Raw genomic sequence first — 16,833 nt, forward strand, 5'->3', positions numbered from 1 at the left:
GCATGCAGGATCTATTCCAATCTGCATTTTTACAGGCTTTGGGAAAAGCAATTGCCGACAGTATCTGGCAAATGGGTTTGTTGTTTTTGCTTTTTCAACTGCTTGTATTTTTATTCCGCATAAAACAGGCTACCGTTAAAAACTTCATCAGTACTGTTTTTGCGTTAGGCGGATTTGCATGGTTCATTGCAGGTATTGCCCTACGCTGGCAACAACAACTTCAACAGAAAACAGCACTCATCATTAGCGAAGGCAATTTGAATAATTCGCTGCTTAGCAGTTTTACAAAAGATAATCGCTGGGAATTATTCTTCAATTGGCTCGATTATAAAATACAGTTTGTTCTCCCCTATCTCTCCATTGCATACTTGTTTGTATTGCTTTGGTTTGGGGTGAAACTGGTTGTACAATTACAAGCTGCAAACTCATTACGCTATAAAGGTTTAAGTAACGTTAGTGATGATATGCATGAGTTCTTTGCATACTTGGTTGAAACAATGGGATTGCAACGTCCCGTTCAGCTTTTCATCAGCAAACAAATTGATATACCTGCTACACTTGGTTTCTTAAAACCAATTGTGTTATTACCTGCTACAGCCGTTACTCATTTAACAGCCGCCCAGTTAGAAGCAGTGTTACTGCACGAGCTCGCTCATATTAAACGCAATGATTATTTCTGGAACCTGTTGCTTTCTGTTTCAGAAACCATGTTATTCTTCAATCCCTTTGCATTATTGCTGATCGGTATTGCAAGAAGGGAAAGGGAAAACAGTTGCGATGATCATGTAATGAACTTTCAGCAGAATGCAGCCGTGTATGCTGAAGCATTATTGAATGTGGAGAAAGCAAGAATTCAAAACCCGCAACTGGTAATGGCGCTTGGTGATAACAAACATCACCTGATGGATCGTGTAAAACGTATCCTGAATATGCCTGCGGAGAAAAACAAGATCAGTACTCGATTACTGGCATTGCTCCTCTTCACGATTGTGTTTGCTTTGATGGGTTGGCTGATAAAAGAACGTAAGCCTCCAAAAGAAGAAATGAAACAGGCTGTTCTGAAAGAACAACCATTAAACGAAAAAATAAAGACCGTTTATTTTACAACTGATGCTGTTGTGAAACAGAAGGATGATGCTGTGCTGTTACGTGATGACAAACAAAAAATAAGACTCGAACTGAAGGATAAAATAAATGAAGAAGACATCCTTGTATGGAATGAAAGCGAAGAAAAAGAGATCAAATTTGATAAAGTGATCTTTGATGATATGCCTGCTGAGTGGTTTGAGCAATTGGTAAAACCAGGCGTGCGTGTTCGCTTGCCTGATGTAAAGCAAAGACCGGGCTTAATGTTACATCATGGCCCCGACTCTACTCTTATTACTGAAAGGGAAAGAGAAATGGAATTGTATGTTGAAAATATTGATCGTTTAAAACAATGGCGTGAACGTTTCTCTCAGCCCAAGATGCGCAACAAAGGTGGCACAACAATGATGCAGTACCCCAATGGCGCAAACTTTGATTCTCTCATGCATAAAATAAATGGCCAGTTTAATTTCACTTTTGAAGGAAATTACCCCGCTCCTGACGTTATGTTCCGTGAACATTTTAATACAGAAGGTTTTTATAATCACTCCAAAGGAACTTCACAACAACAGGCCGCAGATGCTGACAAGAAAGAACGCATCAAAACAAAATTCACGTTTAACCGTAAGCCAAGAAAAGATACGACTGACAATGCACAACTAAAAAGCAGGCTACGGAGCGCTGCACCTGTAATTGCATATTTATATGACGGGCAGGGATTACGTGAAGACATGCAACTGGCGCAACAACATGTGCAAATTATTTTAGAAGATAATCATCTACGGATGATGAATCAACCACCTTGTGGCTGCCCTGATTCATTGCTGGTAGAAGGACAAAGACCTCCACAAACTCAACCTAAGCCAAAAAGAGTTATCAGAAGATTAGAAGTAATTAAACTGTGACCATCACCAAACACGGCGTGGGCAAAGATCACCATACTTATTTCCCAACAAAAAGCCGATCACAATTTCATGTGTGCCTCTTTGTGCGTATTGCAACAGATATTTTGAATTATTTACATCGTATGAGTAGCCAACATTTACTACGTTTGAAATATTGAAGCCAGCCATTGCAGCAAAACCTTCTTTAATACGATAGTTCCCTCCTATCCAGAAACGATCCTGGTATTGTGCCTTTATATTTACATCAACATACAATGGCATGCTTGGAATATAACGCAACATCACTGATGGCATCACATTCACATCTTCGCCTGCAAGTACACGATAACCGGTAGTAACAAATACGTGTGGAACCAATGTTGACTTATACAAATTATCATCCACCAGGTTTATTTTCTGCGGAATGATCTGTTGCACCGATGCGCCAGCAAAAAACTTATCAGAATAAAGCCAAACACCTGCATTAAGTTCCGGTTTTATTTTTCGCAGTTCACTTGTAAAACCACCAATAGCCGGATCAACAGGATTTGCTAATTGTATTTTTGAAGCATCCACATTAACGCCTGAAATACCTGCTGCAAAACCTGCCGATAAATTAAGTTTTGGTGTTAGCCCTAAATGATACGCATACGATGCAGTTGCATAAAACCGATTGATGTAACCTGTTTTATAATTCACCACACTTGCCCCTACTCCATGATGTGCTTCAGCTGCGGTGTATTCTTCCCAATATTGCTTACCTCTTGGATTTTCGCCCGGCACTCCAAATGAAGTAGCACTTGTTCTGTAATCTTCTTTACCTATTGGTGTATGAATAGTTGCATACACTGTTTGTGGTGCTCCCGGAAAACCAACCCATTGATTGCGGTAACTCAGTTTGATATCCGTATAATTTTCTATTCCTGTTAATGCAGGGTTAAGTACATAAGGATTTAAAATGTATTGGGTATAATGCGGACGTTGCTGTGCGGCAGCCACTACTCCAATCATCACCATCAATCCAACAACTAATAATTTCTTTCTCATCATTAACATCGCTGCTTCATTATCGTAAAATAGTTACATAACCTGTTATCCGTTTGCGGCCATTCTTTGGATCGAGCACATAGTAATAAGTACCGGCCGGCAAGGGCGATCCTTTGTACTTACCATCCCACGGTGTAGAATAACCGACAGATCGATACATCATTGATCCTGCTGTATTGTACACTTCAATAACAGCACCCGGATAATCGTTCAGGAATTTAATTTCCCAGAAATCATTGATGCCATCACCGTTCGGTGTAAACGTATTTGGCGGTGTTGGCGATTTGAGAATTTTCACAAAGAGATCATCAGTTGCCTTACAGCCAAACCCATTTGTAACAGTGAGTAAATAAGTAATATCATCTTTTGGTTGCAGAATAGTTGGTGATTGCAAAGTAACGTTATCAAGATAAGTTGATGGCGACCATAAGAATTGTAAACCTGTGCCACTCGCCGTAACATTTGTGATCTTGCGTACACCATCTTCCAATACGGTAAGATCAGAACCTGCATTTACAATTGGTACAGGCCATACTTCAATTGTTTGATCGCTTGTTGCAACACAACCATTGCTCGCAGTAAATGTATAACGGATTGTATGCACACCTACTCCTGCACCTGAAGGATTAAAGAAACCTGTTGCATTTAGTCCAGGCCCGGTGTAAACACCTGTACCACTTAAACCACCCATTTCAGTTGCCTGACCTAAAGAGAATGGCACATCATTTAAACAAACAGCAACAAGTGCATTGAATTGTGTAAGCGGGCTTGCATTAACAGTTATCGTCTTTATTTCTTCATCTACACAAAGTATTCCTGAATAAGATTTATAACGAACCTGGTATGTTTTGGTGAGTGGCGATTGAAATGCAGGGTAAAGATGCTTATAAACTTTTCCTGCCGCAGGTTGATCATCAGTTTCAACAACTGTGGGTGCGTTTATATTATCCCAATAGATTTCTACTTTGGTTACAGTACCAAAATCTACAGTTGATCTGTCTTCTAATTCAATATCCTGGTTACTGCAAAGTGCATTTGCTGAACGTATTAAGAAGTCTGCTTTTGGAATAGAACCATTCACCGTAAACGGAATGGCAACAACAGAATCTTTACAACCATCTTTTGATGTTACCTCAAGCGACAGTAAATAATTATCTGCTTTATTAAACTTCACCGATGGGGTTTTGGATGTACTTGTTACAGGCGTTGGACCAGGAACAATTGCAGGAGTACCGGTATTAAACTTCCACAAATAAGTCAACTGTGATGCACTGTTATCAGAAATCGAAGAAGTATCGGTAAAGATGGCTTGCGCATCACTCAAACAAACTTCAGGTAATACAAAGCCAACTTTGGGTAAGGGATTAATGCGCATAGTGCGCACAAGCGTATCGCTGATACAACCTTTTGAATTCTCCGTTACAAAACGAATGGTATAATCGCCCCAGTTTGAATACACATAATTTGCTGAAGAAATATTTGTATTCGTGATTGTATTGCCATCGCCAAACTGCCAATGGCTTTTTACAATTGATCCTGTGTTTGCAGTTGAGGTATTTGTAAATGAGATGACGTTCTTTTCACAAACCAATGCGCTTGTGGTAAAGTTTGCTGTTGGCCATGGATTCACTATAACCGTTTTTACAACAGTGTCGCTCACACAATTCTGATCGGTATAAACCCAAAGTGTTGCCGTGTATGTGCCGGGGTTCGCAAAATTCTTTACCGGATCTTTTTGCGTTGAAGAAGTACCATCACTGAAACGCCACTCCCATTTTGTAACAGGGTGCGTAAATCCATTTGATGCATTGGTAAACGTTATTGGTGTTTGCCAGCATACTTCAACAGGTGCAGTAAAGTCGGCTTTAGGCTGCGGATAAATTTTATCTACAGCTTTCGTAATTGAATCAGCGCAACCGTAAGCAGTCGTTATTTTTAGCTTCGCATTAAACGGCCCAACTGATGGATATTGATGTGATGGATTTTGAATGATTGCATTATTCAATGCCCCACTTGCAGCATCACCAAAATTCCAGAGATAGTTAAATGCGCTTTGCGATCCATCAGCAATAGTTGATGTGCTGTTGAAATTGATTACAGGATTTGGCATACAACCATATGAAACAGTAAAATCAACCACAGGATTTGGCCTGATGGTAAACGGCAATGAATAAGCGGGGCTTACGCAACCAGTATTTGTTTTCAGTTGCAATGTTGCAGTATAATTTCCTGTTGCAGCAAAAGTTGAAATAACATTTGCTGCGGTTGTATTATTAACCGGCGAACCTGTGCCGGTATTCCATGTCCAGTTTGTGATTGAACCAAAACCTCCGGGTAACGATGATGAATCTTTGAACGTAAGCGTTTTGCCAACACACAAAGGATCAAGAATACCAAACTTAGCAACGGGTGTCTTTGTTAACTCAATTATTTTCTCAACTGTATCGCTCAAACATCCAACATCTGTCATTGCCATATATCTCACTTTAAACTGACCGGCATTCCCAAATGCTTTTTGAGGATTTAGTGAATTGCCAAATGTGCCATCGCCAAAATCCCAGAAATGTTTGATAATTGGTCTTCCGCTACTGGTACTAATACCTGTGAATGTGATCAATGAGTCTGCGCAACCAATTCCTGCAGTTGTGGATGCTAAGGTGAATGTGGCTGTAGGTGGATCCAAAACTTCCAAATCGAAGTTGATGATCTGTTCACCCAAACAACCATCAGGGGTTGGGTTGTTCACCGTAACCACCACAGGATATTTGCCAGATGTATTGTAGATGTAGTTGCCCGGCAGTTTAAATACATACAATGTTTTGCCATTCAGTACAAAGGTTGAATCGGCAACCGGCGCATTATCAATTACATCAGGATAACCTGTGAAATCCCACTTCATGCTGATGGGCAGATAAGGAAGTGTCAACGATAAAAAGAAGGGAGAACTTTTGCAGGTAACCGGACTTTTAATAACCGCATTGGCATTCTGTGTTGTAACGTATTGATACAGGTCGATCACATTCGTTCCGGCATTGTAACCATACGATTCAGCGTTACCAAATCCATAAGCAATGGCATTAAAACCGGAATCAGATTGAATGGTATATACACCGGAAGTTGGTAAACTTTGTTTGAGGTAAGAATAATTTGCATCGCCGGGGTGAACCGTGAATGCTCCTGTTGGCAATGTATTGCCACTTGCATCTTTTAATCTGAATGAGCTGATACCGGTTCCTTTATTCGGTATTACCACATTAATATAATGCTGAGTGATGGCAAAATTGGACGTGGCATTCCAGATAACTTTATTAATGTTTTGCTCAACCGGACTTAGATAGATCACTTCAGGGTCACCAGGCGAAGTGTTCCCACATGCTCCCTGCGAGGTGAAATATTGCGCAACAGTAATCGGGTTATCTGCCTCGATTAACATCGGTTGATTCGTCAATGGCAAATCATAGTAGAATCCACCAACTAACGAACCAGATGGAAGTGCAACACCGTTTACTTTTACGACTGTTGAAGAGCTAGACACACAAATTCTGTACAGGTTAAATGCCTGCGGACTTGAGGCTGTTGCGGTTAAATACTTTTTACCCCAGGCATTTTTTGGAAACGCCTGTGCCATATAGTTATCGGATGAGGAGGAAGTGCTGTTCGTTGGGCAAGTAATGCTGATACGACCGCTTCCGGAAAACACAGCTATTTTTTTACAACCACTACCGGTGTTGATTGAACGAATAAACGTTCCTGTAAGATCTACACCTGAATGGTTACCACCCGATGCAGCATTGGTAAACTGCCCCATAATATTGTATACCTGTCCCTGGGTCAGTTTTACCGTAAATGGGACGCCGGCTGGCCTGCCTAATGTTGGCTGACTCGGTATTATTTCGACACTTGTGGTACCTGTATCAGCAGCAATTACGTAAGCCCATGAATTTGCATTTACAGTATTCGATCTATTCTGAAAATTGATAGAATAATATTCACGCCCTAACGTGGTGGTTGGAAAAAGAATGGTAGCACCTGAAACGCTTTGGTTATAAATATGAGCATAAGCCACAATGGGTTGATCACTTGTAATATGAATTCCTTTGTTTTCGGGAGCCGAACTTTCATTCATTAAACGGGCATCTTGCGCACCTGATTTTGGTAACGGGCTGGAAGTATAAACGGTATTAGCCGGAACCGAATAAGTAGCTGAATAGCCTAAACCTGGAATAGTAACCGTTACATTGGTAGCTGTTTCGGTTGCAAAATACAGTACCATGTCCTGGCTGTTGCCTCCCGTCATCACCTGGTGGTAACCGTAAGCAACCCAAAAGTCTCTTCCTTTATTGGAGAAATCCTGGGCGAAGGAGTACAGATTAGTCAGCAGCATACAGGCTGACATCAACATCAATTTTCTCATTATGCAAGCATGTGGATGTGGACGTACAAGTTAAGTGTTTTCTCGTATAAGACACAATGCTGTTAAACCAAGTTCAAGAAATTTTTATCCTGCGGAGATATTCGGTGGCAAGTGGTCCTTCACAAAAAAGTAAATCCAGAATTCCGAGATTCGGTACAAACCCATGTCGCTCTGAAAATACCTGCTGGTAAACAGGGAAAATTTCAGCTGGAATTGGTTCAGCTTTTTTAGGTCGTTGTGGCGTCAAGTCCATCACCTCTTCTTCTCTATAAGCCAAAATGTCAACTTTCAGTTTCAACCGTTGAAGACAGTAATCCATGCTTTTCAGATTCAGATCCAGCAGATACTTTTCCTTCCGCAAAAACAGTTGCTCCAGTCCGGGAGCATAGTCTTCAAACCAGGGAGCCTTCCGGTAATTGTCGTGGATGCCTCGCCAATGGATCCGCTGCCAAGGTTCGGCATAGTTGATCTGCACATCCTTCCATTTTACTTTTTGATCACGACCACCTTCCAGCGGAACGGAAAGCGGGAGAGGTCCATTTGCACCCATCAGCTTCATCCGGTTCAAATGAAGCGCACGGAAGTAGTTTTCATATGCGGAAAAATACGCATTTGTTTGATTGATAAACTTTAAATAAGAGTTAATATCCCCAAAATAATGTAAATCAATAGTTTGATTGATTTTACTTTTCTGAACATTTAACTCTGAATCATTTTTCATTTTAGACAGCTTATTTCAATTTTCTAACCCTTATTAAGCAGATTATTAATAACAGAAAAAACCACTTAACTTATTTTAAAACAAATTTTTAAGATTAAATTTTGCAGCTACATTTTTGGGTTTTGATTTTCAACCTGCTGTAAACAAGAACCGGCTAACTATTTTAGCGCAAATTTAAGGCTTCTTTAAAAGCAAGCCGAAGAAATGTGAACGGCTTGGCTTAATTTGCAGCAAAACAATTTGAACGTGCACAGGCTTCCTTCCCTCCTTTTTCTGATCGCCTTTTTTACTGTTTCCTGCAACAGTTTTAAGATTCCTGAATACAAGGAATTTCAAAACCTGCGGCTTGAGTCGATCGGTCTGAACGAGACCACCGTGTACATGGAACTGGTTTACAACAACCCTAACCGGATCGGTTTTCGGGTGAGTCATACCGAATGCGATGTGTATGTGGATGATGTTTATTTGGGGAGGGCACTTAGCGATACCTTGATCAAGGTTGCCAGAAAGTCAGATTTTATTATTCCCCTCCGGATCAAAACTGATATGAAGAATGTGTTCAAAAATGCCTGGTCGGCATTGTCGAGTCGGGAGGTAACGGTGCGGGCTTCAGGTATAATTACAGCCGGGGTTGGAGGACTTTACAAAACCATTCCCTTGGCCTATGAAGGCAAACATGAGGTGGGGTTGTTTGAACCGAGGCCATAAAATTTTGTGTGTTTAACCGAATTCACAACTACAAAAGAGATAATCATTTCTTCGGAGTTTGTTCGCACCTTCTTCGGACCTTGCTCGTGTTTTGTTCGCATTTATCCGAAGAAACTCCGAAGAAGGTACGAAGCAAACACGGCAAAGACCCGAACGAATGCAGGCAAAAGTTCGGATAGAGATGAAGATAGAAGCATTACATTTCAACAAAAAAGAGTGCATAAAAAATCCCGGCAGAAACTGCCGGGATTTTTTATGCCTGAATTTATTAATTCTTCTTCGGTGGCCCTCCGCCATCTTCAACTCTCTTACAACAAATCGGCAAACGTTTATAAACTTCTTCATTTGCTTTTTCATCATCAGCATCGAAGCCAAGATTATTCATTGCTGCCCGGATATTTTCAATATTGGTGCGGTCGCTTAGGTAAGTAATGGTTGTTATTTTCTTGCGGATATCCACCACCACTTTTGCTACGCCTTCTTCCACTTTCATAAACTTTTCGATCTTGTCTTTACACTCGGCACATTGCGCTTGCGGTGTTTTGATTTGTACAACTATTGGTTTTTTGTACTGTGCCGAAAGGCTCACTGTTACGGATAGAAATAATACAGTTAAGAACGTCTTCATCGGTTTCTATTTTCACCCAATTTATTTAATTCCTGTCCAATTTGCTGGGTCGGCACTCCATTTTAACAAAACTTCCTGTTCGCTTGCCTCAACAATGTTCTTTTCAATGGCTAGTTTAATGAGCGTTGGGTAATTTGTGAGGGAGCGGTAGCCCAGATCATACTTTTCAAAAGCCTGTTTAGCTGCATCAAAACCATAATTGAAGATCGACACCATGCCGATAACTTCCACTCCCGCAGCTTTCAATACATCCACCACCTGCAGACTGCTTTTTCCCGTTGAAATAAGGTCTTCAATCACCACCACTTTTTGTCCGGGTTCGTATGAACCTTCTATCTGATTGCCCAGCCCATGTTCTTTAGGTTTTGGCCGAACATAGATGTACGGCAGCTTCAACTGATCTGCAGCCATGGCTCCCCATGCAATACCTGCTGTGGCAACACCTGCCAGCAACTCTGCTTCAGGAAAGTCCTCGAAAATAACATTGCACATCTCACTTTTTATGAATTCCCGCACATGTGGAAAGGATAATACCTTGCGATTGTCGCAATAGATGGGGCTTTTCCAACCGCTGGCCCAGGTAAAGGGCTCTTTCACATTTAACCGAATGGCCTTAACTTGTAATAGTTTCTCAGCAACAGCTTGTTCATTTGTCATGCGGCAAAATTAAGGGACAAGGAACAAGGGGAAAAACCAAAATCCAAATGACAATAACCACGGAACAAGGCACAAGGTACAAGAACTCATAACTTGCAACTCATAACCCCAACCTGATGTATATAAAAATTTACTTTGGAGATAAGCCTGTTTTTCTTTGCGATGAAATTGATGAAATGATCCATGAATACATGCATCATCCCGATGCTGTATTTATTGATGAGATATCAGGTCCCGCTATCAAATCACTACTCCACGAAATTGTGAAAGAAGAATTCCATGCAGGTATTTTATGGAATGAAGACTTGGAGAAATTGAAGAAAGCTTTCTTTAAACATTTCACCATTGTAACAGCTGCGGGCGGCCTGGTTGAAAATGAAAAAGGAGAATATTTATTGATTCATCGCAGAGGTAAATGGGATCTGCCAAAGGGAAAGTTAGATAAAGGTGAAACTATTGAACAATGTGCCGTGCGTGAAGTGGAAGAAGAAACCGGTTTGCAAAAACCTGAACTAAAAAAACCAATCACCATTACTTATCATACTTATGATGAGTTTGGTAAACATATCCTGAAAGACTCACATTGGTATAAGATGAAAGTGAAAGGTCCGCAATCCATCAAACCACAAACAGAAGAAGATATCAACGACATTAAGTGGGTGAAGAAAAAAGATCTTTCAACTTATATGCAAAATACATTTCCATCAATTAAAGATGTGTTGGCGTTGGTTTGATAATAATTTGCCAACCCTTTGGTTATCGCCTTTGTGTGAAAGGCACTACTACCCCTCAAGGATGGTATAATAATTCTGCTATTTCAAATTAGGTTCAATTAAATCCCAGAGATTACCATACAGATCTTCAAACACTGCAACTGTTCCATATTCTTCTTTTGAAGGGGGGCGAACAAACTTTATTCCTTTAGAAACATAGTATTCATAATCACGTTTAAAGTCATCCGTATATAAAAACAGGAACACTCTGCCACCTGTTTGATTTCCTACCCTGCTCAATTGTTCCTCATTCGCCGCTTTTGCCAGCAAAAGATAAGTGCTGCTGTTGCCCGGAGGTGCCATCACAACCCATCGTTTTGTTTCACTCATCGTGGTATCTTCCACTAATCTGAATTTTAATTTGTCCCTGTAAAATGCAATGGCTTCATCATAATCTTTGACAACCAATGCTAATTGTGCTATTCTTTGCTGCATAAGATCAAATAAGTGTTAAATATAAAGACGCCTTTGGAATCAAGTTAAAACGGGCTTGCGGGTGAAAATAAATCGACTGATGCGGTCAATAAAGCTTACCTTTACACGTCATTTGAGTAACTTCTGTAAGCGAATTATCATTTCCTCCTCGTATTTTTCTTTTACACCAGTATTCTGCTCAAGTTTTTAATATTTAAATTCTCCTTGGTATGAATATTTATGTTTCCAATTTAGGTTTTAACGTGCAGGATGCCGAATTAAAACAACTTTTCAATTCGTATGGCGAAGTTACTTCTGCCAAAGTGATCATGGATAAGTTCACTAACCAAAGCCGTGGTTTTGGTTTTGTGGAAATGCCTGATGATGCTGCTGCACAAAAAGCAATTGATGAGCTTAACGGTACGTCAACCGATGGCCGCTCATTGAAAGTTACTGAAGCAAGACCACGTGAGGAAAAACCACGTACCAACAGATGGTAATTGTTAATACCGTACAACTTATTTTATCACTTTAATCAGAATACAGTATGACGAATGATATGATTGAAAAGTTTATTGAAACGAAAAATCGTGAAAATTCTCAAGTAAACATTCACTTTAAGCAGAGAGATACTGTGAAAGGTGTTTTTATCCGCAACAATGATTATGATGAGCTGAAAAGCAAAAACTTCTGGCGCATTGTTTCAGAATCAAAACTGGAAGAATGGAAAAAAACAAAAGATAATACGCTTGCCCGCATTTTCAACGGTGCAGAATTCACACGTTTAAGCGAAATAAACTAAACTGATATCGGTATCAATAAAAACTCTGAATATGTTTACACAAACCTGGAAAAAATATTTACCAGTCATTTTAATCCTGATGAAAAAAGCTTCACAGGAAGATCAGGTATTAAAAGTGAACCAAACCGATTTTGAACGTGCTGCAGGCGGTCGTAAAATTAAATTCAGCTTTAGTAATGTAGAGTTGAAAAAAGCGAAATTAAATTCGCAAGCCAAGCATTCCCCTTTTGCAAAAGATTTTGCTACTGTCATGCAGGAAGATGATCTTACAAGAGGTTTTCTTTTACAACGCTGGTTTGAATTTTCAATGAGTACCGATTTTCAACTAACGATCAAAAATCATCCACTGGAAGCAGAACCATCACAGGATACTGCTGAACTTGAAAATAATGAAGTAGCATTAGCTGAATAAAGAATTGCAAAACACATTCAGCTGTCCTTAAACTAACAGCCTATACCGCTGTCTGCAACAATTGCAGACAGCTTTTTTCATTAAAGGATTATTTTATGCAACGTTCCGTAATTACAGGTACAGGCTCATACATACCTCCCGTTATTCAAACAAATACAGATTTTGCCAAGCACTTATTTTATTCAGAAGATCATGAACCACTACCTACGCCACCCGGCGAAGTTGTAGAAAAATTTAAACAGATCACCGGTATTGAAGAGCGCAGGTATACCTCTGATGACCTGAGTACTGCAGATATTGGCGCTGTTGCAGCAAAAAAAGCATTGGACGATAGCGGTGTTGATCCTGAAACCATCGATCAATTAATTGTTGCACATAATTTCGGCAATGTATTAAAACACACCATTCAAACAGATGCAGTGCCTTCGCTGGCCGCAAGCATCAAACATAAACTGGGTATTAAAAATCCTAACTGCGTTGCATATGATGTGCTGTTTGGTTGTCCAGGCTGGCTGCAGGGAGTAATACAAGCCGATGCTTTTTTTAAAGCTGGTATTGCTAATAAAGCCTTGATCGTTGGTGCCGAAACACTATCAAGAGTGATTGATGTGTATGATCGTGACAGCATGATCTTCAGCGATGGCGCAGGTGCAGCTGTATTGGAATATAAAGAAACGACTGAAGACGGTGCTGGCATTCTCAGCGCATCTGTGCAAACACATTCAATGGAAGAAGTTGATTATATCAACATGGGGCCATCCTTTTACCCGGACAGTGATCCACATGTACGTTACATTAAAATGAAGGGAAGAAAAGTGTATGAATATGCCATGAAGCATGTGCCTGCTGCCATGAAAGACTGTTTAGACAAAAGTGGTGTCGCTATTTCGGATCTTAAAAAAGTTTTCATTCACCAGGCCAATGAAAAAATGGATGAAGGCATCATCAGCCGCCTGTATAAACTATACAATATACCAACGCCTGCTGAACATGTAATGCCGATGAGTATTCATTGGCTGGGCAATAGTTCAGTTGCAACTATTCCAACATTGCTTGATCTTGTTCGCAAGGAAGAAATAAAAAATCACCGGCTTTCGACCGGTGATGTAATTATGTTTGCCTCTGTTGGGGCAGGCATGAATATTAATGCTGTCTGCTACCGTTACTGATTTTTATGCTCAACGTTGTGAAAACGTTTTTCCATAACGGCGACCACCACCCGCACTTCTGATAGTACTCACAGGTGCTGAACCGGTTGATGCTGCCACAGGTGAGTTATGCATAAAGCTGATATCAAACGGATGATCTTTTACAACATCAATTTGCTTCTTGATCAGTTTCTGAATATCGGTAAGGAATGTTTTCTCACTCCAATCACAAAACGAAATGGCAACGCCACTTGCTCCTGCCCTTCCTGTACGACCAATACGGTGTACATAAGTTTCAGGTACGTTTGGTAACTCGAAGTTGAATACATGCGTTAACTCATCAATATCAATACCACGTGCAGCAATATCTGTTGCAACAAGCACACGTGTTTTACGCTTCTTGAAATTGCTTAATGCATTTTGTCTTGCATTCTGCGATTTGTTTCCATGAATAGCTTCGGTACGAATACCTGCATTATTCAGGTTCTTCGCTAACTTATCAGCAGCATGTTTCATTTGCGTAAACACTAATACTGATTCAATTTTTTCATCTTTCAGCAATTGCACCATCAAGGGAAGTTTATTCTGCTTCTCAACATAATAAACCGATTGCTGAATGATTTCTACAGTAGACGACACCGGTGTTACTTCCACCTTTACAGGATTTGTAAGCAACATAGATGCTAACTGTTGAATTTCCGGAGGCATGGTTGCCGAGAAAAATAATGTTTGACGCTTTGCAGGTAATTTGGCAATGATGCGTTTTACATCATGCACAAAACCCATATCGAGCATACGATCAGCTTCATCCAATACAAAGTATTTGATGTTGTTTAGATTGATATGACCTTGCTGCATCAGATCGAGTAAACGACCTGGTGTAGCTACGATAATATCAACACCACGTCTGATATTCTGCACCTGGCTGTATTGCGGCACACCGCCAAAGATCACCTGGTGTTTAATGTTGAGAAAATGACCATATGCATGTACACTCTCACCGATCTGGATGGCCAGTTCTCTTGTGGGTGTAAGAACAAGCGTTTGCAATTGCGGTTGCTTTTTACCAGATTGCTGTTGCTCAAGATGCATGAGCTGTAAAACAGGAATGGTAAATGCGGCTGTTTTTCCGGTACCGGTTTGCGCACATCCCAACAAATCTCGTTGTTGTAAAATGGCGGGGATGGCTTTTTCCTGGATTGGTGTTGGGCTGCTGTAGCCTTCTTTGCTCAATGCCTGTAATACAGGCTCAATGAGCTGTAATTCGTTAAATAACACGTAAAAATTTTTTAGTTTAAAAATGTGATAAGGCTATCAAAAAAGGATTTGATACATTATCTGCCTTAGGTTAACATATCACATATTTGAGGAGGGTAACTACTACACAAACAGGGAGAGATAACAATAAGAAATGCAAATCTACCCTTTTTTTGGCCAACGTAGGCATTTATTTTAAAAGTGCTCAATCGCAGACTTTTTCCACAATTAGCATAAGTGAATGATGCAACACATAGTTTTCGCTGATTGATCGGCAGTAAAATCGTACCTTTAACCAGTCTTCAGAAATTACAATCCCTTTTTCTCAGAACTTTTTGGCAATTCCGGCAACGGGGATTCTTTTATTATTAAATCATTTACACGTATGGCTGATACTTGGAACAAAAAAGAAAGAGAAAAGAAAAAACAACAAACAAAAAAGGAAAAAGAAGAACGCAAACAAGAGCGTAAAGAAAATTCAAAAACAAAAACGCTTGATGATATGCTTGCGTATGTAGATGAGAATGGGAACATCTCAGCTACCCCTCCTGACTTAAGCCGTGTTAAAAAAGTAAAGCTTGAAGATATAGAGATTGGTGTGCCAAAGCAAGCTCCCGTTGATCCGGCAGATCTAATCAGAACAGGTATTGTTACCTTCTTTAATGAATCAAAAGGATATGGTTTTATTAAAGATCTTCAAACACAGGAAAGTGTATTTGTGCATGTGAATGGTTTGAAAGAAGCGATCAAAGAAAATAACAAAGTGAGTTTTGAAGTGGAGATGACACATAAAGGTGCAAGTGCAATCAATGTGAAACAGGTAGTATAATAAACTCCTTTATTAAAATATAAAAGGTATCGCATATGCGATACCTTTTTTGTTAGAAACAGTTCATAATATCAACTCAAATTAACCAACGATCCTGCAGATTGATATTAAAACTCAACACCTCTCCCCGTTGTGGTAAACGGTCGGTACTTAAAATAAAAAACTGTTGCTGTTGCAAACTTATTTGCAGTAACTGGTATGCTCCACGATAATGCACTGCTTCTACCGTTCCGCTAAATGAGCCAATTCCATTCTTACTAACTTGTAGCTGATGTGGACGCAGAAATAATTTTTGTTGTGTTGATGCATTGCTGATATGAAGCACAGAAGTATCAACCAAACTATAATCGCCTAATAAACCTGCCGCATATTCATTCACCGGTTGCAGATATACTTGTTGTGGATTACCCTGCTGAATGATCTTTCCATCTTTCATTAACAATAACGCATCGGCCCATGAAAGCAGATCAGCAGGTTCATGACTAACCATAATGCAACTAATACCAAGTTCATCCCCAAGATCATGAATCACTTCTTTCATGGTTTGTTTATGCAGAAAATCGAGATTGGAGAACGGTTCATCCAATATCAAAAGTTTTGGTGAACCGGTAAGTAGTCTTGCCAGTGCAATGCGTTGCTTTTCGCCACCTGAAAGTTGATGTGTTCTTCTCCTAAGTAAATGCTCAACCTGGCAAACAGTATAGATCTGCATGGCTTGCTCCGGCGTGAGCTTATTGGCCATCTCTAAAAAATCGCCCACCCAGTAATTATTCCGGAGTTCAAAATGTTGAGATAAATAACCAATGCCTTTGTGACCAGGAATAAGTTGCTCCCATGGGCCTAACACTTTTTCATCATTAAAATAAACTTCACCTGCATCGGGTTGAGCCAACCCTGCAATCATTTTCAGCAGTGTTGTTTTGCCCGATCCTGTTTCGCCCGCAATACCAATTTTTTGAAAAGCGGTTTGTGTAAAACTGATGCCATTCACTGCATCCGTATCTCCCTCCTTTTTATACAAAGCATTTACCTCCAGAAAAGCCATGCCCGAAA

The 16,833-nt window shown here is 40.1% G+C and carries 16 protein-coding genes; 8 read left to right on the forward strand and 8 right to left on the reverse strand.

The features are described 5' to 3' along the window. Positions 1–2 precede the first annotated feature (2 nt). Positions 3–1,991, forward strand: a complete 1,989-nt coding sequence (locus tag WG954_RS19055) for a M56 family metallopeptidase (protein ID WP_340438460.1) — start codon at positions 3–5, stop codon at positions 1,989–1,991. A 3-nt stretch (positions 1,992–1,994) separates the two neighbouring features. Here the strand turns inward: WG954_RS19055 and WG954_RS19060 are convergent, their stop codons facing one another. The 3 genes from WG954_RS19060 to WG954_RS19070 all read right to left on the reverse strand — a co-directional run bounded on the left by WG954_RS19060 (position 1,995) and on the right by WG954_RS19070 (position 8,152). Beyond that, the gene (locus WG954_RS19060) at positions 1,995–3,020 is read right to left on the reverse strand and encodes a PorP/SprF family type IX secretion system membrane protein (protein ID WP_340438461.1); all 1,026 of its coding nucleotides are present in this window, start codon (positions 3,018–3,020) and stop codon (positions 1,995–1,997) included. Between the two features lie 16 nt (positions 3,021–3,036). Beyond that, positions 3,037–7,413: a gliding motility-associated C-terminal domain-containing protein gene (locus tag WG954_RS19065; protein ID WP_340438463.1), complete on the reverse strand. Its 4,377-nt coding sequence runs from the start codon at positions 7,411–7,413 to the stop codon at positions 3,037–3,039. 91 nt (positions 7,414–7,504) lie between these two features. After that, the gene (locus WG954_RS19070; RefSeq protein ID WP_340438464.1) at positions 7,505–8,152 is read right to left on the reverse strand and encodes a WbqC family protein; all 648 of its coding nucleotides are present in this window, start codon (positions 8,150–8,152) and stop codon (positions 7,505–7,507) included. Between the two features lie 246 nt (positions 8,153–8,398). Between WG954_RS19070 and WG954_RS19075 the strand changes: the two genes are divergently transcribed. Beyond that, complete coding sequence (locus tag WG954_RS19075) at positions 8,399–8,860, forward strand: LEA/WHy family protein (protein ID WP_340438465.1); 462 nt, start codon at positions 8,399–8,401, stop codon at positions 8,858–8,860. 268 nt (positions 8,861–9,128) lie between these two features. Here WG954_RS19075 and WG954_RS19080 read toward each other — a convergent pair whose 3' ends face one another. Both WG954_RS19080 and pyrE read right to left on the reverse strand, forming a co-directional pair. Beyond that, entirely contained in the window at positions 9,129–9,488 is a 360-nt protein-coding gene (locus WG954_RS19080) for a heavy-metal-associated domain-containing protein (protein ID WP_340438466.1), read from the reverse strand. 21 nt (positions 9,489–9,509) lie between these two features. Next, the gene (pyrE, locus tag WG954_RS19085) at positions 9,510–10,145 is read right to left on the reverse strand and encodes an orotate phosphoribosyltransferase (protein ID WP_340438468.1); all 636 of its coding nucleotides are present in this window, start codon (positions 10,143–10,145) and stop codon (positions 9,510–9,512) included. Between the two features lie 116 nt (positions 10,146–10,261). Between pyrE and WG954_RS19090 the strand changes: the two genes are divergently transcribed. Beyond that, complete coding sequence (locus WG954_RS19090; protein WP_340438470.1) at positions 10,262–10,879, forward strand: NUDIX hydrolase; 618 nt, start codon at positions 10,262–10,264, stop codon at positions 10,877–10,879. Positions 10,880–10,957: 78 nt separating this feature from the next. Here the strand turns inward: WG954_RS19090 and WG954_RS19095 are convergent, their stop codons facing one another. Further along, a complete protein-coding gene (locus WG954_RS19095) occupies positions 10,958–11,353 on the reverse strand; it encodes a VOC family protein (protein ID WP_340438471.1) in 396 nt (131 codons plus the stop codon). A gap of 209 nt (positions 11,354–11,562) precedes the next feature. Between WG954_RS19095 and rbp the strand changes: the two genes are divergently transcribed. The 4 genes from rbp (at position 11,563) to WG954_RS19115 (ending at position 13,715) form a co-directional block, all read left to right on the forward strand. Next, entirely contained in the window at positions 11,563–11,832 is a 270-nt protein-coding gene (rbp, locus tag WG954_RS19100) for an RNA-binding regulator (RefSeq protein WP_182801365.1), read from the forward strand. 47 nt (positions 11,833–11,879) lie between these two features. After that, positions 11,880–12,134, forward strand: a complete 255-nt coding sequence (locus WG954_RS19105) for a short-chain dehydrogenase (RefSeq protein ID WP_182801366.1) — start codon at positions 11,880–11,882, stop codon at positions 12,132–12,134. 31 nt (positions 12,135–12,165) lie between these two features. Continuing rightward, the gene (locus WG954_RS19110; RefSeq protein ID WP_340438473.1) at positions 12,166–12,546 is read left to right on the forward strand and encodes a hypothetical protein; all 381 of its coding nucleotides are present in this window, start codon (positions 12,166–12,168) and stop codon (positions 12,544–12,546) included. A 95-nt stretch (positions 12,547–12,641) separates the two neighbouring features. Further along, on the forward strand, positions 12,642–13,715 hold the full coding sequence (locus WG954_RS19115) for a 3-oxoacyl-ACP synthase III family protein (protein ID WP_340438474.1): 1,074 nt from the start codon (positions 12,642–12,644) through the stop codon (positions 13,713–13,715). A gap of 9 nt (positions 13,716–13,724) precedes the next feature. Here the strand turns inward: WG954_RS19115 and WG954_RS19120 are convergent, their stop codons facing one another. After that, positions 13,725–14,972, reverse strand: a complete 1,248-nt coding sequence (locus WG954_RS19120; RefSeq protein ID WP_340438475.1) for a DEAD/DEAH box helicase — start codon at positions 14,970–14,972, stop codon at positions 13,725–13,727. Between the two features lie 364 nt (positions 14,973–15,336). Here WG954_RS19120 and WG954_RS19125 point away from each other — a divergent pair, with 364 nt between their 5' ends. Further along, entirely contained in the window at positions 15,337–15,780 is a 444-nt protein-coding gene (locus WG954_RS19125) for a cold-shock protein (protein WP_340438476.1), read from the forward strand. 76 nt (positions 15,781–15,856) lie between these two features. Here the strand turns inward: WG954_RS19125 and WG954_RS19130 are convergent, their stop codons facing one another. Continuing rightward, complete coding sequence (locus tag WG954_RS19130; RefSeq protein ID WP_340438477.1) at positions 15,857–16,825, reverse strand: ABC transporter ATP-binding protein; 969 nt, start codon at positions 16,823–16,825, stop codon at positions 15,857–15,859. Positions 16,826–16,833: the final 8 nt, after the last annotated feature.

The sequence above is a fragment of the Lacibacter sp. H375 genome (assembly GCF_037892425.1).
GTDB lineage: Bacteria > Bacteroidota > Bacteroidia > Chitinophagales > Chitinophagaceae > Lacibacter.

Bases quoted from the DNA above. Each gene is read 5' to 3' on its own strand.
- WG954_RS19055 (WP_340438460.1), top strand. From the start codon at position 3: ATGCAGGATCTATTCCAATCTGCATTTTTACAGGCTTTGGGAAAAGCA.
- WG954_RS19060 (WP_340438461.1), bottom strand. From the start codon at position 3,020: ATGATGAGAAAGAAATTATTAGTTGTTGGATTGATGGTGATGATTGGA.
- WG954_RS19065 (WP_340438463.1), bottom strand. From the start codon at position 7,413: ATGTCAGCCTGTATGCTGCTGACTAATCTGTACTCCTTCGCCCAGGAT.
- WG954_RS19070 (WP_340438464.1), bottom strand. From the start codon at position 8,152: ATGAAAAATGATTCAGAGTTAAATGTTCAGAAAAGTAAAATCAATCAA.
- WG954_RS19080 (WP_340438466.1), bottom strand. From the start codon at position 9,488: ATGAAGACGTTCTTAACTGTATTATTTCTATCCGTAACAGTGAGCCTT.
- pyrE (WP_340438468.1), bottom strand. From the start codon at position 10,145: ATGACAAATGAACAAGCTGTTGCTGAGAAACTATTACAAGTTAAGGCC.
- WG954_RS19090 (WP_340438470.1), top strand. From the start codon at position 10,262: ATGTATATAAAAATTTACTTTGGAGATAAGCCTGTTTTTCTTTGCGAT.
- WG954_RS19095 (WP_340438471.1), bottom strand. From the start codon at position 11,353: ATGCAGCAAAGAATAGCACAATTAGCATTGGTTGTCAAAGATTATGAT.
- rbp (WP_182801365.1), top strand. From the start codon at position 11,563: ATGAATATTTATGTTTCCAATTTAGGTTTTAACGTGCAGGATGCCGAA.
- WG954_RS19105 (WP_182801366.1), top strand. From the start codon at position 11,880: ATGACGAATGATATGATTGAAAAGTTTATTGAAACGAAAAATCGTGAA.
- WG954_RS19110 (WP_340438473.1), top strand. From the start codon at position 12,166: ATGTTTACACAAACCTGGAAAAAATATTTACCAGTCATTTTAATCCTG.
- WG954_RS19115 (WP_340438474.1), top strand. From the start codon at position 12,642: ATGCAACGTTCCGTAATTACAGGTACAGGCTCATACATACCTCCCGTT.
- WG954_RS19125 (WP_340438476.1), top strand. From the start codon at position 15,337: ATGGCTGATACTTGGAACAAAAAAGAAAGAGAAAAGAAAAAACAACAA.
- WG954_RS19130 (WP_340438477.1), bottom strand. From the start codon at position 16,825: ATGGCTTTTCTGGAGGTAAATGCTTTGTATAAAAAGGAGGGAGATACG.